The sequence below is a fragment of the Piscinibacter defluvii genome (assembly GCF_004011805.1).
GTDB classification, from domain to species: Bacteria; Pseudomonadota; Gammaproteobacteria; order Burkholderiales; family Burkholderiaceae_C; genus Piscinibacter; species Piscinibacter defluvii.
The window spans coordinates 57,083-79,410 of sequence record NZ_RCHJ01000004.1 but is presented as its reverse complement, the minus strand read 5'-3'; the positions used below and the strand labels follow the sequence as shown (position 1 = coordinate 79,410).

The 22,328-nt window shown below is 72.5% G+C and carries 20 protein-coding genes and 1 riboswitch; of the genes, 15 read left to right on the top strand and 5 right to left on the bottom strand.

The genetic code is table 11. The features are described 5' to 3' along the window. Positions 1 to 4: 4 nt before the first annotated feature. On the bottom strand, positions 5 to 499 hold the full coding sequence (locus D9C15_RS13120) for a retropepsin-like aspartic protease family protein (protein ID WP_127997899.1): 495 nt from the start codon (positions 497 to 499) through the stop codon (positions 5 to 7). A 45-nt stretch (positions 500 to 544) separates the two neighbouring features. Between D9C15_RS13120 and D9C15_RS13115 the strand changes: the two genes are divergently transcribed. Further along, entirely contained in the window at positions 545 to 958 is a 414-nt protein-coding gene (locus tag D9C15_RS13115) for a VOC family protein (protein ID WP_127997898.1), read from the top strand. Here the strand turns inward: D9C15_RS13115 and D9C15_RS13110 are convergent. Continuing rightward, a complete protein-coding gene (locus tag D9C15_RS13110) occupies positions 946 to 1,935 on the bottom strand; it encodes a fumarylacetoacetate hydrolase family protein (protein ID WP_127997897.1) in 990 nt (329 codons plus the stop codon). The genes D9C15_RS13115 and D9C15_RS13110 overlap by 13 nt on opposite strands. A 64-nt stretch (positions 1,936 to 1,999) precedes the next feature. On the opposite strand from D9C15_RS13110, the gene D9C15_RS13105 reads away from it, so the two are divergent. The 5 genes from D9C15_RS13105 to D9C15_RS13085 all read left to right on the top strand — a co-directional run bounded on the left by D9C15_RS13105 (position 2,000) and on the right by D9C15_RS13085 (position 9,182). Further along, complete coding sequence (locus D9C15_RS13105) at positions 2,000 to 3,157, top strand: DUF3108 domain-containing protein (RefSeq protein ID WP_127997896.1); 1,158 nt, start codon at positions 2,000 to 2,002, stop codon at positions 3,155 to 3,157. A gap of 72 nt (positions 3,158 to 3,229) precedes the next feature. Further along, entirely contained in the window at positions 3,230 to 3,490 is a 261-nt protein-coding gene (locus tag D9C15_RS13100; RefSeq protein WP_127997895.1) for a BTH_I0359 family protein, read from the top strand. Between the two features lie 116 nt (positions 3,491 to 3,606). Next, positions 3,607 to 5,925, top strand: a complete 2,319-nt coding sequence (locus D9C15_RS13095; protein WP_127997894.1) for an ATP-binding protein — start codon at positions 3,607 to 3,609, stop codon at positions 5,923 to 5,925. Between the two features lie 83 nt (positions 5,926 to 6,008). Further along, positions 6,009 to 8,117 (top strand): putative bifunctional diguanylate cyclase/phosphodiesterase, encoded by a 2,109-nt coding sequence (locus tag D9C15_RS13090; protein WP_127997893.1) that lies wholly within the window; start codon positions 6,009 to 6,011, stop codon positions 8,115 to 8,117. 21 nt (positions 8,118 to 8,138) lie between these two features. Beyond that, positions 8,139 to 9,182, top strand: a complete 1,044-nt coding sequence (locus D9C15_RS13085) for a homocysteine S-methyltransferase family protein (RefSeq protein ID WP_127997892.1) — start codon at positions 8,139 to 8,141, stop codon at positions 9,180 to 9,182. Here D9C15_RS13085 and D9C15_RS13080 read toward each other — a convergent pair whose 3' ends face one another. After that, the gene (locus D9C15_RS13080) at positions 9,183 to 9,791 is read right to left on the bottom strand and encodes an OmpA family protein (RefSeq protein WP_127997891.1); all 609 of its coding nucleotides are present in this window, start codon (positions 9,789 to 9,791) and stop codon (positions 9,183 to 9,185) included. A 73-nt stretch (positions 9,792 to 9,864) separates the two neighbouring features. Continuing rightward, a riboswitch (S-adenosyl-L-homocysteine riboswitch) is annotated at positions 9,865 to 9,952 on the top strand. A gap of 72 nt (positions 9,953 to 10,024) precedes the next feature. Between D9C15_RS13080 and metH the strand changes: the two genes are divergently transcribed. After that, the gene (gene metH, locus D9C15_RS13075; RefSeq protein ID WP_127998788.1) at positions 10,025 to 12,727 is read left to right on the top strand and encodes a methionine synthase; all 2,703 of its coding nucleotides are present in this window, start codon (positions 10,025 to 10,027) and stop codon (positions 12,725 to 12,727) included. Positions 12,728 to 12,850: 123 nt separating this feature from the next. Further along, a complete protein-coding gene (locus D9C15_RS13070; protein ID WP_240668399.1) occupies positions 12,851 to 13,447 on the top strand; it encodes an outer membrane lipoprotein in 597 nt (198 codons plus the stop codon). A gap of 19 nt (positions 13,448 to 13,466) precedes the next feature. Here D9C15_RS13070 and D9C15_RS13065 read toward each other — a convergent pair whose 3' ends face one another. After that, positions 13,467 to 14,390: a LysR family transcriptional regulator gene (locus D9C15_RS13065; protein WP_127997889.1), complete on the bottom strand. Its 924-nt coding sequence runs from the start codon at positions 14,388 to 14,390 to the stop codon at positions 13,467 to 13,469. Between the two features lie 100 nt (positions 14,391 to 14,490). On the opposite strand from D9C15_RS13065, the gene D9C15_RS13060 reads away from it, so the two are divergent. Continuing rightward, the gene (locus D9C15_RS13060; protein WP_127997888.1) at positions 14,491 to 15,510 is read left to right on the top strand and encodes a zinc-binding alcohol dehydrogenase family protein; all 1,020 of its coding nucleotides are present in this window, start codon (positions 14,491 to 14,493) and stop codon (positions 15,508 to 15,510) included. Positions 15,511 to 15,513: 3 nt separating this feature from the next. On the opposite strand, the gene D9C15_RS13055 is transcribed toward D9C15_RS13060, so the two are convergent. Then, entirely contained in the window at positions 15,514 to 17,034 is a 1,521-nt protein-coding gene (locus D9C15_RS13055) for a YifB family Mg chelatase-like AAA ATPase (RefSeq protein ID WP_127997887.1), read from the bottom strand. A gap of 58 nt (positions 17,035 to 17,092) precedes the next feature. On the opposite strand from D9C15_RS13055, the gene D9C15_RS13050 reads away from it, so the two are divergent. Genes D9C15_RS13050 through D9C15_RS13025 form a run of 6 tightly spaced genes read left to right on the top strand, consistent with a single transcriptional unit; the run spans position 17,093 to position 22,328 of the window. Then, positions 17,093 to 18,019, top strand: a complete 927-nt coding sequence (locus tag D9C15_RS13050) for a LysR substrate-binding domain-containing protein (protein ID WP_127997886.1) — start codon at positions 17,093 to 17,095, stop codon at positions 18,017 to 18,019. 56 nt (positions 18,020 to 18,075) lie between these two features. Further along, on the top strand, positions 18,076 to 18,762 hold the full coding sequence (locus tag D9C15_RS13045; RefSeq protein ID WP_127997885.1) for a substrate-binding domain-containing protein: 687 nt from the start codon (positions 18,076 to 18,078) through the stop codon (positions 18,760 to 18,762). 35 nt (positions 18,763 to 18,797) lie between these two features. Next, on the top strand, positions 18,798 to 19,826 hold the full coding sequence (locus tag D9C15_RS13040; protein ID WP_127997884.1) for an amidohydrolase family protein: 1,029 nt from the start codon (positions 18,798 to 18,800) through the stop codon (positions 19,824 to 19,826). A 3-nt stretch (positions 19,827 to 19,829) separates the two neighbouring features. Continuing rightward, positions 19,830 to 20,516 carry a 4-carboxy-4-hydroxy-2-oxoadipate aldolase/oxaloacetate decarboxylase gene (gene ligK, locus D9C15_RS13035; RefSeq protein WP_127997883.1) on the top strand — a complete coding sequence of 229 codons (687 nt, stop codon included), beginning with the start codon at positions 19,830 to 19,832 and terminating at the stop codon, positions 20,514 to 20,516. A 1-nt stretch (position 20,517) separates the two neighbouring features. Beyond that, a complete protein-coding gene (locus tag D9C15_RS13030) occupies positions 20,518 to 21,414 on the top strand; it encodes an NAD(P)-dependent oxidoreductase (protein WP_127997882.1) in 897 nt (298 codons plus the stop codon). Then, positions 21,411 to 22,328 carry an amidohydrolase family protein gene (locus D9C15_RS13025; RefSeq protein WP_310734480.1) on the top strand — a complete coding sequence of 306 codons (918 nt, stop codon included), beginning with the start codon at positions 21,411 to 21,413 and terminating at the stop codon, positions 22,326 to 22,328. Before D9C15_RS13030 ends, D9C15_RS13025 begins: the two co-directional genes overlap by 4 nt.

Sequence of the window (22,328 nt, the reverse complement as noted above, 5' to 3'; positions counted from 1 at the left end):
GCCCTCAGTGGCGCAGCTTGCCCAGCTCGATGCGCAGCACGCCGTCGCGCTGCTGCCAGTGCAGGCGCCCGAGCACGTCCATGCCGAGCAAGGGACGATCGTCCAGGCCCGGCAGCGCAATCACGCGCAGGCGCTGCGCCGTCACGCCGCCGCGCAGCGCGATGTCGGCGCGCACGATGTCGCCGGTGACCACGCCGCCGGCAGTGCTGGAGCTGACCTGCCCGAGGCTCTCGAGGCCCAGCTCGCGCGCCAGCCGGGTGGGGATCGCCGTGCCGGTGGCGCCGGTGTCGACCAGGAACTCGACGTCCAGGTCGTTGATGCGACCGGGCCAGTGGTAGTGGCCGTCCGGGCCGCGCCGGATCTCGATCACGTCGGTGCCCGCGGTGAAGCGGGTCTGCGCCGCCTGGTGCAGCCACCACTGCACGCCCAGGAAGAGCCCCAGGCCGACCAGCAGCCAGACGGTGACGACCTTGAGCGTGCGCGGCAATTCGGCGGACATGCGCTTACGATGCCATGGAACGACCGACCCCGCCCGGCAGCGACCATGAAGAGCCTGTTCCACCTCGCCTACCACGTGCACGACCTGGACGCGGCACGCGCCTTCTACGGCGGCGTGCTCGGCTGCCGCGAGGGGCGCAGCACGGCGACCTGGGTGGACTTCGACTTCTTCGGCCACCAGCTCTCGCTGCACCTCGGCACGCCGTTCCCCACCACCGACACCGGCCTGGTGGGCGAGCACCGGGTGCCGATGCCGCACCTGGGCCTGGTGCTCGAGCTGCCGGACTGGCAGGCGCTGGCCGAGCGGCTGCGCGCCGCCGGCACACGCTTCGTGCTCGAGCCGCAGCAGCGCTTTGCCGGCCAGCCGGGCGAGCAATGGACCATGTTCTTCCGCGACCCTTCCGGCAACCCGATCGAGGTCAAGGGCTTCCGCTCGCTGGGGACGGTCTACGCCGCCTGAGGCACGACGACGGTCTGCTCGATCGCGCCGAACACGCTCTGCCCGTCGCCGCCCCGGACCTCGATGCGCACCGTGTCGCCGGGCTGCAGGAAGCCGGTGCGCGGCTCGCCATGCTCGATGGTCTCGAGCGCGCGCTTCTCGGCGATGCAGGCGTAGCCCCGTGTCGCATCGCGGTTGCTGACCGTGCCGCCGCCGACGATGCTGCCGGCGCGCACCCGGCGCGTCTTCGCGAGGTGCGCGATCAGCTCGCCGAAGTGGAAGTGCATCTCCGGCCCGGCGTCGACCAGGCCGACGCGCCGGCCGTTCCACAGGGTCTCGAGGTTCAGGTGCACGCGCCCGCCCTGCCAGGCGTTGCCGAGTTCGTCGGGGGTCACCGCCACCGGGCCGAAGGCGGTGGCCGGCTTGCTCTGCAGGAAGCCGAAGCCCTTGGCCAGCTCCGCGGGGATCAGATGGCGCAGCGAGACGTCGTTGACCAGCATCAGCAGGCGCACACCTTCGAGCGCCGCCTCGGGCGTGCTGCCGAGCGGCAGGTCGCCGGTGACCACGGCGAGTTCGGCCTCGAAGTCCACGCCCCAGGCCGGGTCGACGCAGAGGATGTCGGCGCAAGGGCCGAGCAGGTCGTCGCTGCCGCCCTGGTACATCAGCGGGTCGGTGCGGAAGCTCTCGGGCATCTCGGCGCCGCGCGCCTTGCGCACCAGCTCCACGTGGTTCAGGTAGGCCGAGCCGTCGGCCCACTGGTAGGCGCGCGGCAGCGGCGCCAGGCAGCGTTTCGGCTCGAACGGGAAGGCATGGCGCGCCTTGCCGTGGTTCAGCGTCTGGTACAGGTCCTCGAGCTGCGGCGACAGGAAGTTCCAGTCGTCCAGCACCTGCTGCAGCCGGCCGGCGATGCCGCTGGCATAGTGGGCGGTGGAAAGGTCGCGCGAGACGACGACGAGCTGGCCGTCGCGCGAGCCGTCGTGGTAGCTGGCGAGTTTCATGCGGGGAAGCAGGATCTGCGGATGACGAGGAGCGCCATTGTCGGGGCAGGAAGCGGAGGGGCCGATGGCACCGGCGCGGCCTGAGGCGCTGCGCCCGGCGGGCCTGGGCGTGGCCGTGCTGCTGGCGCTGCTGCTGCACGCGCTCCTGCTCGGCGGCGTGCCGCTCGGGACTGCCGGGCCTCCTGCGCCGCCCGGGCCCGCCCCGGTGCAGGTGCGCAGCGTGAGCTGGCCGGCGCCGCCCGCGCCCGATCCTGCCCCGACGACACCGGCTCCGGCCCCCGTCGCGGCGCCGGCCCCCCAGCGGCCGGAGCCGGGGGCGCCCGTGCCGGCGCGCCGCCTGCCGGCCGCACCGGAGCCCGCGTCCGCCGAAGCGCCCGAGGCCGCCGGGCCGGTGGCCGCGGCGCCGGAGCCGGCGGTGACGCAGCCCGTGGCCGAGGCCGCCCCGGAGACCGACGCGGGGGCCGAACACGACTTGCCCGCCGCGGCCCCGGCCGAGGCAACGGCGGCGAGCGGGCCGCTACCGATGGCGCCGATGGCCCTGGCCGCGGCCTCCGCCGCCCCGGCCCAGCCGCCGGGCGGCGAGCCGCCGCCGCTCTACAAGGTCGTGCTGCCGCCGCCGCTGACGCTGGAGTACGAGTTGCGCCGCGGCATGCTGACCGGCACCGGCACGCTCGCCTGGCGCCCCGACGGCGCACGCTACGAGCTGCAGCTCGACGGCACCGTGCTCGGCCTGCGCGTCCTGACGCAGGCCAGCCGGGGCCGGCTCGATGCCCGCGGCCTGGCGCCCGAGCGATTCACCGACCAGCGGGCGCGGCGAGCGATGCAGGCGGCCAACTTCCGCCGCGACGTCGGCCGCATCAGCTTCTCCGGCCCGACCCACGAGTTGCCGCTGTACCCGGGTGTGCAGGACCGGCTGAGCTGGATGGTGCAGCTGCCGGGCATCGTCGCCGCCGACCCGGCGCGGCGCGCCGCCGGGCAGCGCATCGTGCTGCAGGTGGTGGGCGCGCGCGGCGACGGCGCCGCCTGGAGCGTCGAGGTGCTGGGCATGGAGCCGGTGCCCACCCGCGCCGGCGCGGTGCCCGCGCTGCACCTGCGGCGCGAGCCGCGCGGACCCTACGACACCCGCGTCGAGGTCTGGCTCGACCCGCAGCGGCACTACCTTCCGCTGCGGGCGACCCAGCAAAGCGGCGACGAGGAGATGTTCGAGCTGCGCCTGCGCTGAGGCCGCGTCTGCGGGACGACCCGGCTTGAATCCTGCAAGGGCGGCCGCAGGTGGGGATCAGCGAGGTACACGATGCAGATGCTCTACAACTCCGACAGTTTCGCGGTGGTCCGGATCGACATCGAGGAGGCGGTCGCGCCGGCGCTCTCGCGCGGCGGCTACGAGATCGTCGACAAGTTCGCGCGCAAGGAGATCTTCATCCAGGGCGCGCTGGCCGAGCGCTTCAAGAACGAGGTGCAGGCGCTGGTCGAGCGCGACCCGAGCGAGGAAGAGATGGACGCGCTGATCGCCGGCTTCGCCGGGGTGATGGCGCAACCGCTCGTCCTGCATTGACCCCGCCGTGATGCGCGGCTGAGGGAAAACGCGCCCAGTCCCCGCCGTCCGCGGGGGCTTGTCCGGTGCGGCGCGCTGGGCCAAGATGCCCCCGACCCGATGGGGGTGCCCAAGCGATGGGGAAGACGCGCAGCCGCCCGGCCGGCGAGAGCCGGCCCGTTCTGTCGCCCGGCCTGCTGGAGGCGCCGGTGCTCGACCGCATGTGCTCGCACTTCGTGCTGGCGCTGACGATGCGCAACGTCGCGCGCTTCAACCCCCGGCGCGACTGGAACAGCCTGCTCGCGCTGACCGGCAAGCACCTGGTCTGGCCGGCCACCGTGCTGGCGCGGCTGCGTGCCTTCCTGGCCAACCGCTGCCGCGGCAACGAGCACTGGCGCGGCCACGAGGCGCTCGACGACACGGCCTTCATGGCCCGCCACGGCCCCTGGCGCGGGCCGTACGAGGAAGGTTCGCTGTTCTTCTACCTCGACGAGTACGTCAAGGACGCGCCGAAGGACCTGCTGGCCGTGCTCGGCGCCACCGCCGACTGGCTGGAGCGCAGCCTGAAGAAGGAATCCACGCTGGTCGAGAAGAACATCGACGCGCTGGCCGGGCTGCTGCAGCTCAACCCGGCCGAGCGCGCGCTGCTGCTGTACGGCACGCTGGCGCGCTACCAGCGTGACCTGCGCGGCCTGCTGGTCGAGTTCAAGGTCAGCAACGCGCAGGAGGCCTACGCGGCGATCGCCCGCGTGGCCGGCGTCGACGAGGCCGAGGTGGCCGAGGCGCTGCGCGCCGGCTCGCGGCTCGAGCGCACCGGCATGGTCGAGAACCTGATCTCCGAGCACAACATCACCGACCTGGCCGACCTGATGAAGGTCAGCGAGCAGCTGCCGCCGGTGCTGATGCGGGAGTACCGCGGCCCCTCGGACCTGATGGCGGTGTTCACCCGCCCGGCCGCGCCGAGCGAGCTGGTCGAGGGCGACTTCGACTACATCGCCGACGACCTGCGCATGATGAGCGCGCTGCTGCGCAACGCGGTGGCGTGCCGCGAGCCGGGCGTCAACATCCTGCTCTACGGGCCGCCGGGCACCGGCAAGACCGAGCTGGCCAAGGTGGCCGCACGCGCCGGCGGCCTGCAGCTCTACGAGGTGGAGTACGCCGACCGCGACGGCAACTCGCTGTCCGGCCGCGACCGCTACCGCTCGCTGCAGATCAGCCAGGTGTTCCTGAAGGGCAGCGCCGACGTCGCACTGCTGTTCGACGAGGTGGAGGACGTCTTCCCGCCGATCTCCACCGACACCGCGCAGCTGATGGCGCGGCTCGACCTCGGCGAGGGCCAGCCCTCGGGCAGCGTGTCCGGCAAGGCCTGGGTGAACCAGATCCTCGAGACCAATCCGGTGCCGGTGATCTGGGTCACCAACCGCATCGAGCAGATCGACCTGGCGTTCCGGCGCCGCTTCCAGTACCACCTCGAGCTGAAGAGCCCGCCGCCGGGCGCGCGCGAGGCGCTGGTGCGGCGCGCGCTGGGCGGCGTGCAGGTCGGCGAGCGCTTCGCCGCGCGGCTCGCCGAGCGCCGCGGGCTGACGCCGGCGCAGGTGCGCACCGCGGTCAAGTTCGCGCGCCTGGCCGCCGGCGGCGCGCTCGGCGCCGAGGCGCTGATCGAGCGCCAGCTCGGCAATGCCGACAAGGCGCTCGGCCAGGCCCGCGAGGAGCGCGGCGCGCGCCGCGTGGTGACGCAGTACGACCTGTCGCTGGTCAACACCGAGTCGCGCTTCCCGCTGCCGCGCATCGTCGAGGCGCTGCGCCGCAAGGGCTTCGGCACGCTGTGCTTCCACGGCCCGCCGGGCACCGGCAAGACGGCGCTGGCCGAGCACATCGCCGCCGAGCTGCAACGGCCGCTGATGATCCGCCAGGCGAGCGACATCGCCAGCAAGTTCGTCGGCGAGACCGAGCAGAACATGGCGCGCATGTTCGAGGCCGCCGAGGCCGAGCAGGCGGTACTGCTGCTCGACGAGGCCGACAGCTTCCTGCGCAGCCGCCGCATGGCCGAGCGCCACTACGAGGTCAGCGAGGTCAACGAGATGCTGCAGGGCATGGAGCGCTTCGCCGGCGTGTTCATCTGCACCACCAACCTGTTCCACGAGCTGGACGAGGCGGCGCTGCGCCGCTTCACGTTCAAGATCGCGTTCAAACCGCTCGAGCCGGCGCAGCGCGAGCGCATGTTCGTCGCCGAGGCGCTGGACGGCGACGCCTCGGCGCTGAGCGCCGAGCAGCGCGCCCGGCTGCTGGCGCTGGACCAGCTCGCGCCGGGCGACTTCGCCGCGGTGCGGCGCCAGGTCGACGTGCTGGGCGAGCGGTTCGGGCCGGACGAGTTCCTCGCCCAGCTCGAGGCCGAGCATCGCGTCAAGCCCGAGGTGCGGCAGCGTCGCGGCATCGGGTTCCTGCGCGACGCGTGACCAAGCGCACGGTGCGCCGCCCGGCTCGCTCAAGCGCGGCAGCCCCGGGCCGATAGGCCGGTGCAGCCCGATTGCGCGACCCCGTGACGCCTGACCACATCGTTCCCTGGCAATTCCGTCCCCTGCTCGACGCGACCGCGGCCGCGCTGGCCGTGCTGGCCGTGTGGGTGACGGTGGACCTGGTGCGCCGCGTGCCGCACACCTCGGGGCGCGTCGCCGGCCTGTGGCTGGCCGCGGCGGCGCTGTCGATGGGCACCGGCGCCGCGGCGCTGCACTTCATCACGCTGGCCGGGCCGGCGCTGCCGGTGCCGCTGGGATCGGGCGGCGCCCTGAGCGCGCTGGGCGTGCTGCTCGGCGTGGCCGGTTCGGCCGTCGCGCTGCGCGTGGCCTGGGCGACCGGCACACGCGTGGCCGGCGGCGTGCTGGCGGCCCTGCTCTGGGCGGCTGCCTGGACCGGCAGCCAGGTCCTCTACGTCGCCGACCTGCAGCTGGCACCGGCGCCGCGATGGGCGCCGCTCGGTGTGCTGCTCGCCTTCGGCACGGTGGCGTCGGCCGCCTGCGCCGGCGGCCTGCTCGCCCGCACCGGCCGCCTGCCCTCCATGCTGCGCCGGGGAGCTTCGGCGCTGCTGGGCGGGCTGGCGCTGCTGGGCGGCCACCGGCTGCTGCTGCAGTCCATCGAGGTGCCGCTGGGCAGCGTCTCGCTGAACGAACACCATGCCAGCGCCGGCACGCTGGCCCTGCTGGCCGGGGTGGCGGGCGCTTCGCTGCTGGCCGTGCTGCTGCTGCTGTCGGTGATGGAAACGCGCATGCGCGGCGCGCTGCAGGCGGCCATCGCACGGCTCGATGCGGCCGCGCGCACCGACGCACTGACACAGCTGCCGAACCGTGTCGATTTCGACCGCCGGCTCGACGCGGCCGGGCGCCGCGCCGAGCGCGAGCGCCAGACCATGGCGGTGCTGTTCCTCGGGCTGGACAACTTCAAGCCGGTCAACGATTCGTTCGGGCGCCGCGTCGGCGATCTGCTGCTGCAGCGCCAGGCCGAGCGCGTGCGCGAGGTGGTCGACACGCGCGGCGAGGTGGCGCGCGTGGGCGGCGACGAGTTCGTCGTGCTGCTGTGGCCGGACATCGACCGCGACGCGGCCGCAGCGGCGGCCCAGCAGCTGCTCGCGGCGGTGGCCGAGCCCTGCGAGATCGAGGGCCGGCCGATCCCGAGCAGCTGCTCGATCGGCATCGCGATGTGCCCGCGCGGCGCGGCCACCGGCGACGCGATGGGCCACGCCGAGGCGGCGGCGCGCTACGCCAAGCGCCACGGCGGCGCCACCTTCGCGTTCTTCGAGCCCGCGATGCTGGGCGACCCGCGCGAGCAGGTCGAGCTGCTGCGCGACCTGCGCGCGGCGGTGGCGGCGCGCCAGTTCGAGCTGGTGTTCCAGCCCAAGGTGCATGCGCCCAGCGGCGCGATCACCGGCGCCGAGGCGCTGCTGCGCTGGCACCACCCGAAGCGCGGCATGGTCAGCCCGGCAGTGTTCATTCCGATCGCCGAGCGCCACGGCCTGATCGGCACGATCGGCCAGTGGGTCATCGACGAGGCCTGCCGCCAGGCGCGCGACTGGCGCGACCAGGGCCTGCGCATGCGCGTGGCGATGAACCTCTCGGTGCACCAGCTGCGCCAGCGCGACCTGCCCGAGCGCATCGCCGCGGCGCTGCAGCGCCACCAGGTGAACCCGCAGCTGATCACCTGCGAGGTGACCGAGTCGGTGGCGATGGAGGATGCCGACGGCACGCGCCAGATCTTCGAGAAGCTGTCCAAGGTCGGCGTGCACATCTCGATCGACGACTTCGGCACCGGCTACTGCAACTTCGCGATGCTGCGCAAGCTGCCGGCCGAGGAACTTAAGATCGACCGCAGCTTCGTGCTCGACCTGGAGACCAGCGCCGACGCGCGCGCGGTGGTCGACGCGGTGGTCAAGCTGGCGCAGGCGCTCGGCCGCAAGGTGGTGGCCGAGGGCGTGGAGACCGAGGCGCAGGCGCAGATCCTGCGCTCGCTGGGCTGCGACGAGCTGCAGGGCTACCTGTTCGCCAAGCCGATGTCGGCCAAGGCACTGGCGCTGTGGGCCATGAACGACGACGGCCCGCGCGCGATGGAATTCCGCGCCTCGCTGTTCGAGGAAACCAAGCCGGCCACGCTGCATTGACGCGGCGCGGATAATCCGGGCATGAGCCAGCCCAACTACACCCGCGCCGCGGCGCTGCCGCGCATCCTCGCCGAACGCATCGTCGTGCTCGACGGCGCGATGGGCACGATGATCCAGCGCCACAAGCTGGGCGAGGCCGACTACCGCGGCGAGCGCTTCAAGGACCACCCCAAGGACCTGAAGGGCAACAACGAGCTGCTGCAGTTCACGCGGCCCGACGTGATCGCGCAGATCCACGCGCAGTACCTCGAGGCGGGCGCCGACATCGTCGAGACCAACACCTTCGGCGCCACGCGCATCGCGCAGGACGACTACGGCCTCGGCCACCTGGCGCACGAGATGAACGTCGAGGCCGCGCGGCTCGCGCGCGCCGCCTGCGACCGCTATTCCACGCCGGACAAGCCGCGTTTCGTGGCCGGCGCGCTCGGGCCGACGCCGCGCACCGCCAGCATCAGCCCGGACGTCAACGACCCGGCGGCGCGCAACGTCAGCTTCGACGAGCTGCGCGCGGCCTACCGCGAGCAGGCCAGCGGGCTGCTCGAGGGCGGGGCCGACCTGTTCCTGGTCGAGACCGTCTTCGACACGCTGAACGCCAAGGCGGCGATCTTCGCGCTCGACGAGCTGATGGAGGAGACCGGCGAGCGCCTGCCGGTGATCGTCTCCGGCACGGTGACCGACGCCTCCGGGCGCATCCTCTCGGGCCAGACGGTGGGTGCCTTCTGGCACAGCGTGCGACATGCGCGGCCACTCGCCGTGGGCCTGAACTGCGCGCTCGGCGCGGCACTGATGCGGCCCTACATCGAGGAGCTGGCGCGCATCGCCGGCGACACCTACGTCAGCTGCTACCCGAACGCCGGCCTGCCCAACCCGATGAGCGAGACCGGCTTCGACGAGACGCCGGAGATCACCGCCGGGCTGCTGGAGGAGTTCGCGAAGTCCGGTTTTCTGAACATCGCCGGCGGCTGCTGCGGCACGACGCCGGCGCACATCGCGCAGATCGCCCAGCGCGTGGGCCGCTACCGGCCGCGCTGCTGCGGCCCCGCGCGCCTGGCCGCGGCGGCCTGATCAGCGGGTGGCCGGCGCGCCGCTGCGCTCGCCGATCAGGATCTCGAGCCGGTTCGACACCGGCGCCTTGGCCGACTTGGGCAGCTGGGCCGAGACGGTCACGCGGCGCGCCGGCACGCCGCGCATCACCATCCAGTCGCGTGCGCTCGAGGCGCGGTCCAGCGCCAGCGCGGAGCCGCCGGCGCCCTTGGCGTCCGGCGCCGCGACGATCTGCACCTCGGCGCGCGGCAGGCCCTTCAGCGAACGCGCCACCTCGTCGAGCCAGGCCCCGGCGCCCGGCTTGATGGCCGAGCGGCCGAGCGCGAAGGTGTCCTCGGCCGGCAGGCTGAGCCACAGGCGCTGGTCGGTGGTCTGCACCACGTCGACGCTGCTGCCACGCAGCGAGCCGCGCAGCCGTGACGCGGCCTCGTCCAGTTCGGGCGACCAGGTCCAGGCACCGGTCGGCGCCACCGGCTGAGGCGCGGGCGCGGTGCTGCTCGGCTGGGCCGGCGCCACCGGCGGCGGCACGTTGGGCGGCGGCGCCACCGGCGTGGCGCAGGCGGCCAGCAGGGCGGCGGCGAGCAGGGCGGCGGGGGCGTGCAGGGAGGGGAGTCGCAGGGCGTGACGCATGACACGATTGCAGCCGAAGGTCCTGCCGCCCACAAGATCCCTGCGGGCGAAACGGTAACCGTACAATTCCCGCCTGCCCGAGGAGCGTTGCGACGACCACCAGGTCGCCAGGCTCGGGCGGGGCGGGCCGCCGGGTCCGCAGTCAACGGCGCTCACCCGACAGCAGGTCGCGGTGAGCCGCGGCCCACCACCTGGTTGCCGCGATGAATGCCTCCACCGTCACCGTCCCCCCGATGAAGCTCTCCGGCCTCGAGCCGGTGGAGATCGGCGCGGGCACGCTGTTCGTCAACATCGGCGAGCGCACCAACGTCACCGGCTCGAAGGCCTTCGCCCGGATGATCCTCGCCGGACAGTTCGAGGAGGCGCTGTCGGTGGCGCGCCAACAGGTCGAGAACGGCGCACAGGTCATCGACATCAACATGGACGAGGCCATGCTCGACAGCAAGGCCGCGATGGTGCGTTTTCTGAACCTCATCGCCGGCGAGCCCGAGATCGCGCGCGTGCCGATCATGATCGACAGCTCCAAGTGGGAGGTGATCGAGGCCGGCCTGCAGTGCATCCAGGGCAAGGGCATCGTCAACTCGATCTCGCTGAAGGAGGGCGTGGAGGCCTTCAAGCGCCAGGCCACGCTGGTGCGCCGCTACGGCGCGGCCACCGTCGTGATGGCCTTCGACGAGCAGGGCCAGGCCGACACCTACCAGCGCAAGATCGAGATCTGCCAACGTGCCTACCGCATCCTGGTCGACGAGGTCGGCTTCCCGCCCGAGGACATCATCTTCGACCCGAACATCTTCGCCATCGCGACGGGCATCGAGGAACACGACAACTACGCGGTCGACTTCATCGAGGCCACGCGCTGGATCAAGGCGAACCTGCCCGGCGCCAAGGTGAGCGGCGGGGTCAGCAACGTGAGCTTCAGCTTCCGCGGCAACGACCCGGTGCGCGAAGCCATCCACACCGTGTTCCTCTACCACGCCATCCGGGCCGGCATGGACATGGGCATCGTCAACGCCGGGATGATCGGCGTCTACGACGAGCTCGATGCGGAGCTGCGCGAGCGGGTCGAGGACGTGGTGCTGAACCGGCGCAAGGACGCCGGCGAGCGCCTGGTCGAGATCGCCGAGCGCGCCAAGGGCGCGGCCAAGGACGACTCGGCGCGCCTGGCCTGGCGCAGCGGCAGCGTCGAGCAGCGCCTGAGCCACGCGCTGGTGCACGGCATCACCGAGTTCATCGTCGCCGACACCGAGGAATGCTGGCGCGCCATCGAGGCCACCGGCGGCCGGCCGCTGCACGTGATCGAAGGCCCGCTGATGGACGGCATGAACATCGTCGGCGACCTGTTCGGCGCCGGCAAGATGTTCCTGCCGCAGGTGGTGAAGAGCGCGCGCGTGATGAAGCAGGCGGTGGCCCACCTGCTGCCCTACATCGAGGCCGAGAAGAAGGCCATGGCCGATGCCGGCGGCGACGTCAAGGCCAAGGGCAAGATCGTCATCGCCACCGTCAAGGGCGACGTGCACGACATCGGCAAGAACATCGTCACCGTCGTGCTCCAGTGCAACAACTTCGAGGTGGTGAACATGGGCGTGATGGTGCCGTGCCAGGACATCCTGGCGCGCGCCAAGGTGGAGGGCGCCGACATCATCGGCCTGTCGGGCCTGATCACGCCCAGCCTCGAGGAGATGCAGCATGTCGCGGCCGAGATGCAGCGCGACGAGTTCTTCCGCGTGAAGAAGATCCCGCTGCTGATCGGCGGCGCCACCACCAGCCGCGTGCACACCGCGGTGAAGATCGCGCCGCACTACGACGGCCCGGTGGTCTACGTGCCCGACGCGAGCCGCTCGGTGGGCGTGTGCTCCGACCTGCTGTCCGACGGCAGGGCAGCCGCCTTCATCGCCGAGCTGAAGGCCGACTACGTGCGCGTGCGCGACCAGCATGCGAACAAGAAGGCCACGCCGCTGGTCTCGCTGGCCGAGGCGCGTGCCAACAAGACGCCGATCGACTGGTCGGGCTACCAGGCGCCGCCGCCGAAGTTCACCGGCCGGCGCCTGCTGCGCAACCAGGACCTGGCCGAGCTCGCGCAGTACATCGACTGGGGCCCGTTCTTCCAGACCTGGGACCTGGCCGGCCCCTACCCGGCGATCCTGACCGACGAGATCGTCGGCGAGTCGGCGCGCCGCGTGCTCTCCGACGGCCAGCGCATGCTGCGCCGGCTGGTCGAGGGCCGCTGGCTGACGGCGCATGGCGTGGTCGGCCTGTACCCGGCCAACACGGTGAACGACGACGACATCGAGATCTACACCGACGAGTCGCGCACCGAGGTGCTGATGACCTGGCGCGGGCTGCGCATGCAGACAGCGAGGCCGGTGGTCGACGGGGTGAAGCGGCCGAACCGCTGCCTGGCCGACTTCGTCGCGCCCAAGGGGTCCGGCGTGGCCGACCACATCGGCCTGTTCGCCGTGACCGCCGGCATCGGCGTGGACCGCAAGGAGAAGCAGTTCCTCGACGACCACGACGACTACAGCGCCATCATGCTCAAGGCGCTGGCCGACCGTCTGGCCGAGGCCTTCGCCGAGCGGCTGCACCAGCGCGTGCGCACCGAGTTCTGGGGCTACGCGCCGGACGAGGCGCTCGCCAACCCGGAGCTGATCGCCGAGAAGTACCGCGGCATCCGCCCCGCGCCGGGTTACCCGGCCTGCCCGGACCACACGGTCAAGCGCGAGATGTTCCGCGTGCTCGGTTGCGCCGACATCGGCATGGGGCTGACCGAGAGCCTGGCGATGACACCGGCGGCCAGCGTCAGCGGCTTCTACCTGGCGCATCCGCAGGCGACCTACTTCAACGTCGGCAAGGTCGGCGAGGACCAGCTGGCCGACTGGGCGGCCCGTGGCGGCCAGGACGTGGCGCAGGTGCGCCGCTCGCTCTCGTCTCTTCTGTAAGCGTTCGCTCACTGTCGTTCTGATACGCACAGACCGTTACGACTGATGCGGGGATGCCGCGGAGCCGGCCGGCTCGTCTGCGGTCCAATCCGCGGTCGTCATTCGAAGAACGTTGAGGAACCCATGACCACCGACACCGCTGCGGGCGCCGCGCCCGCCTCGTCGTCGCGTACTCCCTGGCTGATCGGCGGGGTGCTCGCCGCTGCCGCGCTGGCGGCCGGCGCCGGCATGCTGATGCGCGGGGCGATGCCCCCACCGGTCGAGCCCGCCGGCGGCGGCGGCACCGCCGCGCTCGAGGCCGCGGCCCCGCCTGCGCCACGGACCGCCGAACGACGCGTTCCGGCGGCTCAGCCGGGGGCCAAGGTGGCCGCGGCGCCGGCCTGCACCGACTGCGGCGTGGTCGAATCGGTGCGTGCGGTCAAGCGCAAGGGCGAGGCCAGCGGCGTCGGCGCCGTGGCCGGCGGCGTGCTCGGCGCGGCGGTCGGCAACCAGTTCGGCAAGGGCGATGGCCGCACCGCGATGACGGTGCTCGGCGCCGTCGGCGGCGGCGTGGCCGGGCACGAGGTCGAGAAGCAGGTCAAGAGCACCGTGGTCCACCAGGTCACCGTGCGCATGGACGACGGCAGCGTGCGCACCATCGAACAGTCCAGCGCGCCGGCCGTCGGCCAGCGGGTGCAACTGCAGGGCAAGACACTGCGCGCCATCGCCGGCGCCAGCTGAGGCCCGCACACGCGGCGGGTCAGCCGGCTCGCACCGGGCGCGCCAGCCGCGCGGCGAGGAAGTCGCCGAGCGCACGCATGCGCGCCGTCAGGTGGGTGCCGGGCGCCAGCGCCAGCACCAGCGGGTAGGGCATCGCAAGCGACGGCAGCACGCGCCGCAGCCGGCCGGCGGCCAGGTCCTCGGCCACGTCCAGCTCGCTCTTGAACGCGATGCCCAGGCCGTCGAGCGCCCACAGGCGCGCCATCAGCCCGTTGTCGACCAGGCGCCGCACACGCGGCTCGAGCGTGATCTCGGCGTGGCCGTCGTGCACCGTCCACACGCGGTGGCGCGGCCCGGCCAGGCGCAGCGCGATGCCCTCGTGGCGGCGCAGGTCCGCGGCGCTCGCCGGCACGCCGGCCCGGGCCAGGTAGGCCGGCGAGGCGACCAGGATGCGCCGGTTGCCCGGCAGGAGGGGGCGCAGGATCTGGCCGGCGTTGCGCGGCTCGCCATAGCGGATCGCCGCATCGACCGGCTCGCGGCCGATGTCGGCCAGCCGGTCGCCGATCGACAGCTCCAGCGTCAGCTGCGGGTGCAGGCGCAGGAACTCGTCCAGCAGCGGCCGCATGACCTGCGTGCCCAGGTCGGTGGAGACCGCCAGGCGCAGCGTGCCGCGTACCTGCTGCAGCGGCGACTGCAGCTCGCCGGCGCCGAGGTCCAGCAGCGCGAGCGCCTCGCGCACGCGCTGCAGGTAGGCCTCGCCCTCGGCCGTGACGCGCAGCGCGCGGCTGCTGCGGGCGAACAGCCGCACGCCGAGCGCCGCCTCGAGGCGCCGCACCGCCGCGGTGGCGGTGGCGGGCAGCAGCGAGCCCTCGCGGGCCGCCGCCGCCACGCTGCCGAGCTCGGCCACGCGCAGCGCCAGGCGCAGCGCCGGCAGCTCGACGGACAGGGGCGAGGCAGCGGCCATCGACAAATGGCGTTTGTGGGTGGCGCAGTGTGGCACGCCTGGATCGCCGGGCCGCGGCGGCGCACAGTGCGGGCATCCCATCCACCCCGAAAGGCCTGCCGTGAAAGCCGTCGGCTTCTTCCAGAACCATCCCCTCAGCCACCCGGAGGCGCTCGTCGACGTCGAGGTCGCGGAGCCCGAGCCCGGGCCGGACGACCTGCTGGTCGAGGTGCGTGCGGTGTCGGTCAACCCGGTCGACACCAAGGTGCGGATGGGGGGCACCGTGCCGCCCGGCGCACCGCGCATCGCGGGCTGGGATGCGGCCGGCGTCGTGCTGTCGGTCGGCGCCAGGGTGCAGGGCTTCGCGCCCGGCGACGAGGTGTTCTACGCCGGCGCGATCGACCGCCCGGGCTCGAACGCGCAGCGCCAGGCGGTCGATGCCCGCATCGTCGGGCACAAGCCGGCGTCACTCTCGTTCGCCGATGCGGCCGCGCTGCCGCTGACCAGCATCACCGCCTGGGAACTGTTGTTCGACCGCCTCGGCGTCGCTCCCGGCGGCGGTGCGGGCCAGCGCCTGCTCGTCGTGGGCGGGGCCGGCGGCGTCGGCTCGATGCTGGTGCAGATCGCGCGGCGCTTCACCGCACTGACGGTGATCGCCACGGCCTCGCGGCCGGAGACGGTCGAGTGGGTCACGCGGCTCGGTGCGCACCACGTGGTCGACCACCGCCGCCCGCTGGCCGAGGAGCTGGCGCGCATCGGTGCCGACGGCGTGCACCTGGTGGCGAGCCTGACGCAGACCGAGCAGCATTTCCCCGCACTGGTGGCCGCGCTGCGTCCGCAGGGCCGGCTCGCGCTGATCGACGACCCGAAGCAGCCGCTGGACATCCGCGCGCTGAAGGGCAAGAGCCTGTCGCTGCACTGGGAGTTGATGTTCACCCGCCCGATGTACCAGACCGACGACATCGCCGAGCAGGGCCGGCTGCTCGAGCGCGTGGCGCAGGCGATCGACGACCGCCGCCTGGTGGGCACGCGCACGCGCCACTTCGGCACGCTGGGCGCGGCCACGCTGCGCCAGGCGCACGCCTGGATCGAGAGCGGCCAGGCGATCGGCAAGGGTGTGCTCGACGGCCTGCCCGGCTGAGCCTCACTGCACCGCGAGCACGCGCCGGTACTGGATCGCCTCGGCCAGATGCGGCAGCGCGATCGTGTCGCTGCCGGCCAGGTCGGCGATGCTGCGGGCGATGCGTTGCACGCGGTGCCAGCTGCGCGCCGACCAGCCGAGCCGCGCCGACGCGTTGCGCAGGAAGGCGCTGCCGGCGGCGTCGAGCGCGGCGTGGCGCTCCAGCGCCTCGCCGGCCAGCGCCGCGTTGAGCATGCCCTGGCGCTGCAGCGCCCGCTCGCGCGCGGACGCCACGCGCGCCGCGACCTGCGCGCTGGGCGCGCCGTCGGGCGCGGCGGCCAGTGCCTCGGGCGGCACCGCCGGCACGTCCACCTGCAGGTCGATGCGGTCCAGCAGCGGGCCGCTGAGCCGGCCCTGGTAACGCGCCACCACGTCGGGCGTGCAACGGCAGGCGCGCAGCGGGCTGCCGAGGTGGCCGCAGGGGCAGGGGTTCATGGCCGCCAGCAGCTGGAAGCGGGCCGGGAACTCGGCCTGCCGCGCCGCACGCGAGATCGTGATGCGGCCGGTCTCCAGCGGCTCGCGCAGCGCCTCGAGGCTGGCGCGGGCGAACTCGGGCAGTTCATCCAGGAAGAGCACGCCGTGGTGCGCGAGCGAGATCTCGCCCGGGCGCGGCGGCGAGCCGCCGCCCACCAGCGCGGCTGGCGAGGCACTGTGGTGCGGCGCCCGCAGCACGCGACGGCCCCAGTCCAGCGGCGCGAAGGCGCCGGCCAGGCCCAGCACCGCGGCCGACTCGAGCGCCTCCTCGTGCGTGAGCGGCGGCAGCAGCCCGGCGAATCGCTGCGCCAGCATCGACTTGCCCGAACCCGGCGGCCCGACCATCAGCAGGCTGTGGCCGCCGACCGCGGCCAGTTCGAGCGCGCGCTTGGCGGCGGCCTGGCCCTTCACGTCGCGCAGGTCCGGCAGCGGGGCGGCGGGTGCCGGTGCCGCGGCGTCTGCTGCCGGCAGCGCGGTGGCCGCGTCCCCGGGCAGCAGCGCGCGCACCACGTCCAGCAGGTGCGTGGCCGCCAGCACGCGGCGCCCGCCCACCTGCGCCGCCTGGGCCGCGCTCTCGGCCGGCAGCACCAGCGCGCGCGGGGCCGCGCTGTCGTCGCGCCGCAGCGCCAGCGCCATCGCCAGCGCACCCCGCACCGGGCGCAGCTCTCCGGCCAGCGAGAGCTCGCCGGCGAACTCGAAATCCGCCAGCCGGGCCGCGTCGAGCTGCCCGCTCGCGGCCAGCAGGCCGAGCGCGATCGGCAGGTCGAAGCGGCCGGATTCCTTCGGCAGCTCGGCCGGAGCCAGGTTGACCGTGATGCGCTTGTTGGCCGGGAACTCGAGCCCGCTGGTCTGCAGCGCGGCCCGCACGCGCTCGCGCGACTCCTTGACCTCGGTTTCCGCGAGGCCCACCAGCGTGAAGCTCGGCAGGCCGTTGGCGAGGTGCACCTCGACCGTCACCGCCGGGGCGCGCAGCCCGTCGAGCGCGCGGCTGTGGACGACGGCCAGCGACATCGGTCCTTCCCCTCCCTTGGCGGGGCATTGTGCCTGCTACATTGGCCGCCACGCCCCCATGAACCTCACCCAGCTGCGCTACTTCGTCCGCGTTGCCGAGATGGGCAGCTTCAGCAAGGCCGCCATCGAGCTGGACGTCGCACAGCCCGCGCTGAGCCGCCAGGTGCGCCTGCTCGAGACCGACCTGCACGTCAACCTGCTGCAGCGCACCGGCCGCGGCGTGCTGCTCACCGAGCCGGGCAAGCGGCTGTTCGACCATGCGGTGGCCATCCTGCAACTGGTGGCGCGCGCCCGCGAGGACGTCAGCGCGAGCCGCGACGAGGCTGCCGGCCGCATCGTGCTCGGCCTGCCGCCCAGCATGGGCCGGCTGCTGACGCTGCCGCTGGTCGATGCCTTCGAGCGCGAGCTGCCCAAGGCGCGGCTGGCGATCGTCGAGGGCCTGTCGACGCACATCGTCGAGTGGATCTCGACCGGGCGCGTCGACCTCGGGCTGATCCACAACCCCGAGGCCAACCCGGCGATCGAGACGCTGCCGGTGCTCGACGAGCCGCTGTGCCTCGTGAGCGCCGCCCGCACCGGTGCGCGCGAAGGGCGCAAGGCCACACCCCTGTCGTTCGCCGAACTGGCGAAGCTGCCGCTCGTCGTGCCCGAGCACAGCCACGCGATCCGCAAGCTGCTCGAGACGCAGGCGGCGCTCGCCGGGCTGAAGCTGAACATCGCCTACGAGGTGTCCAGCGTGGCCTCCATCCTCGAGCTGGTGCGCCACGGGCACGGCCATGCGGTGCTGGCGCGCAGCGCCGTGCTCGCCTCCGGCCAGGCGAGCGCGCTGCGCGTGCAGCCGCTGGCCGGCGAGGCCATGACCAGCCGGCTGTGCCTGGCCGTCTCGGCGCACAAGCCGGCCACGCCGGTGCTGCGCCAGGCGATGCGCCTGCTGCGCGAGCAGGTGCTGGCCAGCGAGCGCCCCGGCCATAACAAGCTGCGATAACTGTTAGCGGCACCCCTTTCTTGTGAGGGGGAGGGGCGGCGCCCAGAATCGCCGCCATGAGTTCTTCCCTGACCGGCATTTCCTCGATGGCGACGCGCGCCCTGCTGGCCGAGCTTGCGGCCGCCTGGGCGCAGCGCGGCGGTGGCGTGAGCTTCGAATCGGTCGGCGGCGTCGATGCCGCGAAGCGCGTCGCGGCCGGCGAGGCCTTCGACGTGGTGGTGCTGGCCTCGGACGCGATCGACAAGCTGGTCGAGGCCGGCCATGCGTTGCCGGGCAGCCGGGTCGACGTGGTGCGATCGGGCGTGGCCGTGGCCGTGCGCGAAGGGGCGCCGCGGCCGGACATCGCCAGCGAAGCCGCCGTCAGGCAGGCGGTGCTCGCCGCGCGCAGCATCGGCTACTCCACCGGCCCGAGCGGCACGGCGCTCATCAAGCTCTTCGAGCGCTGGGGCATTGCCGAGGCCGTGAAGGCCCGCCTGGTGCAGGCCCGCCCCGGCGTGCCGGTGGCCTCGCTGGTGGCCAGCGGCGAGGCCGAGCTGGGCGTGCAGCAGCTCAGCGAGCTGCTGAACGTGCCGGGCATCGAGATCCTCGGGCCGCTGCCCGAGGCGATCCAGATCGAGACCATCTTCGCCGCCGCCGTCTGCCGCAGCTCGACCCAGGTCGATGCGGCACGCGCGCTGCTGGCTTTCCTGGCCGCCCCCGAGACCGCGGCGACCAAGCGGCGCCACGGCATGGAACCGGCCTGAGCGCGAAACACGAGGACCCGAGGAGACACCCGCCCATGATCATCGACATCCACGGCCACTACACCACCGCCCCGAAGGCGCTGGAGAACTGGCGCAACCAGCAGATCGCCGGCATCAAGGACCCGTCGGCCAAGCCGAAGGCGAGCGACCTGAAGATCTCCGACGACGAGATCCGCGAGACCATCGAGACCAACCAGCTCGCCAAGATGCGCGAGCGCGGCAGCGACCTGACGATCTTCAGCCCGCGCGCCAGCTTCATGGCGCACCACATCGGCGACTTCGAGGTGTCGAGCACCTGGGCGGCGATCTGCAACGAGCTCTGCTTCCGCGTCGCGCAGCTGTTCCCGGACCACTTCATCCCTGCCGCGATGCTGCCGCAGAGCCCGGGCGTGGACCCGGCCACCTGCATTCCCGAGCTGGTGAAGTGCGTCGAGCAGTACGGCAACGTGGCGCTGAACCTGAACCCGGACCCGTCCGGCGGCCACTGGACCAGCCCGCCGCTGACCGACCGCGCCTGGTACCCGATCTACGAGAAGATGGTCGAGTACGACATCCCGGCGATGATCCACGTGAGCACCTCGTGCAACGCGTGTTTCCACACCACCGGCGCGCACTACATCAACGCCGACACCACGGCCGTGATGCAGCTGATCCAGGGTGACCTGTTCAAGGACTTCCCGACCCTGAAGTTCGTCATCCCGCACGGCGGCGGCGCGGCGCCCTACCACTGGGGGCGCTACCGCGGCCTGGCGCAGGAGCTGAAGAAGCCGCTGCTGAAGGACCACCTGCTGAAGAACATCTACTTCGACACCTGCGTCTACCACCAGCCCGGCATCGACCTGCTGACGCGCGTGATCCCGGTGGAGAACATCCTGTTCGCCAGCGAGATGATCGGCGCGGTGCGCGGCGTGGACCCGGAGACCGGCTTCAACTACGACGACACCAAGCGCTACATCGAGGCCAGCACGCAGCTGACGGCGGCGCAGAAGCAGCAGATCTACGAGGGCAATGCACGGCGTGTCTACTCGCGCCTCGACGCCGCGCTCAAGAAGAAGGGGAAGTAAGCCATGTCCTACGAACTCGGTGTCGTCTACCGCAACATCCAGCGCACGGACGCGGCCGTGCGCGACGGCCTGGCGACGTTCGGCAGCGCCACGGTGCACGAGGCGATGGGCCGTGTCGGCCTGCTCAAGCCCTACATGCGCCCGATCTACGCCGGCGCGCAGGTCTCCGGTACCGCCGTGACGGTGCTGCTGCACCCGGGCGACAACTGGATGATGCATGTCGTGGCGGAGCAGATCCAGCCGGGCGACATCGTGGTCGCGGCCATCACCGCCGAGTGCACCGACGGTTATTTCGGCGACCTGCTGGCGACGAGTTTCCAGGCCCGTGGCGCCCGTGCGCTGGTCATCGATGCCGGCGTGCGCGACGTGAAGACGCTGACCGAGATGGGCTTCCCGGTCTGGAGCAAGGCCATCAGCAGCAAGGGCACCATCAAGGCCACGCTCGGCTCGGTGAACATCCCGGTGGTCTGCGCCGGGGCGTACGTGACCCCGGGCGACGTGATCGTGGCCGACGACGACGGCGTGGTCTGCGTGCCGCGTGCGATGGCCGCCAGGACGCTGGAAGCCGCCGCGGCCCGCGAGGCCAACGAGGGCGAAAAGCGCGCGAAGCTCGCCAGCGGCGTGCTCGGGCTGGACATGTACAAGATGCGCGAGCCGCTGGCCAAGGCCGGGCTCAGGTACATCGACTGACATGAAGATCGCGCTGATCGGCTATGGCGAAGTCGGCCGGATCCTCGCGGAGGACCTGAAGGGCCACGAGCTCGTGGCCTTCGATCTGAAGCTCGGTGACGAACGTGGCAATGCGTTGCGCGAACACGCGGCCGGTATCGGCGTGCGGCTCGGCACCTCGCACGTGGACGCGGTGCGCGGCGCGGAACTGGTCGTCTCGGCCGTCACCGCGAGCCAGGCGGTGGCGGTGGCCGAGGCCTGCGCCGCGGGCCTCGCCCCGGCCGCCTTCTTCCTCGACTTCAACTCCGCCTCGCCCGGCGCCAAGACGCGCGCCGCGCAGACCGTGAACGCCGCCGGCGGCCGTTACGTCGAGGGCGCGGTGATGACCTCGGTGCCGCCCTACCGCATCAAGGTACCGCTGCTGCTCGGCGGGCCGCAGGCCGCCGCGCTCGAGCCGGTGCTCGCGGGCCTGGGCTTCGCGCCGAAGGTCGCCAGCGAAACGCTCGGCGTGGCCAGCGCCACCAAGATGTGCCGCAGCGTGATGATCAAGGGCCTGGAGGCGATGGTCATCGAGAGCTTCACCGCGGCGCGCCACTACGGCGTGGAGGATGCGGTGATCGCCTCGCTGAAGGAAACCTTCCCGGGCATCGACTGGGAGAAGCAGGCCGCCTACTTCTTCCAGCGCGTCATCGAACATGGCCGGCGCCGCAGCGAGGAAGTGCGCGAAGTGGCGGAAACCGTGCGCGAGGCCGGCCTCGAACCCTGGAGCGCCGCCGGTACCGCCGAGCGCCAGGCCTGGGTGGCCGATCTGGCCGACGCCGGACTGTTCGGCGCCAAGGGCACCAGGGACTTCGCGCGCAGCCCCGACTGGCGCACCGAGGCCGACCGAATCCTCACGCATCTGAAGAAAGCCGACTGATGGAATTCACCAAGACCCCTGGCTGGCTGGACTGGTACGCCGGCCCGAGCAAGCCGCAGTTCGTGCTGCCGCCCGGCAGCGTCGACGCGCACTGCCATGTGTTCGGCCCTGGAGCCGAGTTCCCCTATGCGCCGGAGCGCAAGTACACGCCGTGTGATGCGAGCAAGCAGCAGCTGTTCGCCCTGCGCGACCACCTCGGCTTCGCGCGCAACGTGATCGTGCAGGCCACCTGCCACGGCGCCGACAACCGGGCGATGGTCGACGCCTGCCTGGCCAGCCAGGGCAAGGCGCGCGGCGTGGCCACCGTCAGGCGCAGCATCAGCGACGACGAGCTGCAGCAGTTGCACGCCGCCGGCGTGCGCGGCGTGCGCTTCAACTTCGTCAAGCGGCTGGTGGACTTCACGCCCAAGGACGAGCTGATGGAGATCGCCGGCCGCATCGCGAAGCTCGGCTGGCACGTGGTGATCTACTTCGAGGCGGTGGACCTGCCCGAGCTGTGGGACTTCTTCACCGCGCTGCCCACCACCGTGGTGGTCGACCACATGGGCCGACCCGACGTGAGCAAGCCCATCGACGGCCCCGAGTTCGAGCTGTTCGTCAAGTTCATGCGCGAGCATCCGAACGTGTGGAGCAAGGTCAGCTGCCCTGAGCGACTCTCTGTCGCTGGTCCGCCCGCATTGAACGGCGAGCGCCATGCCTACCGCGACGTGATCCCGTTCGCGCGCCGCATCGTCGAGACCTTTTCGGACCGCGTGCTCTGGGGCACCGACTGGCCGCACCCGAACCTGAAGAACCACATGCCCGACGACGGCCTGCTGGTCGACTTCATCCCGCACATCGCCCCCACGCCGGCCTTGCAGAAGAAGCTGCTGGTCGACAATCCGATGCGTCTGTACTGGCCGGAGGAGGTCTGA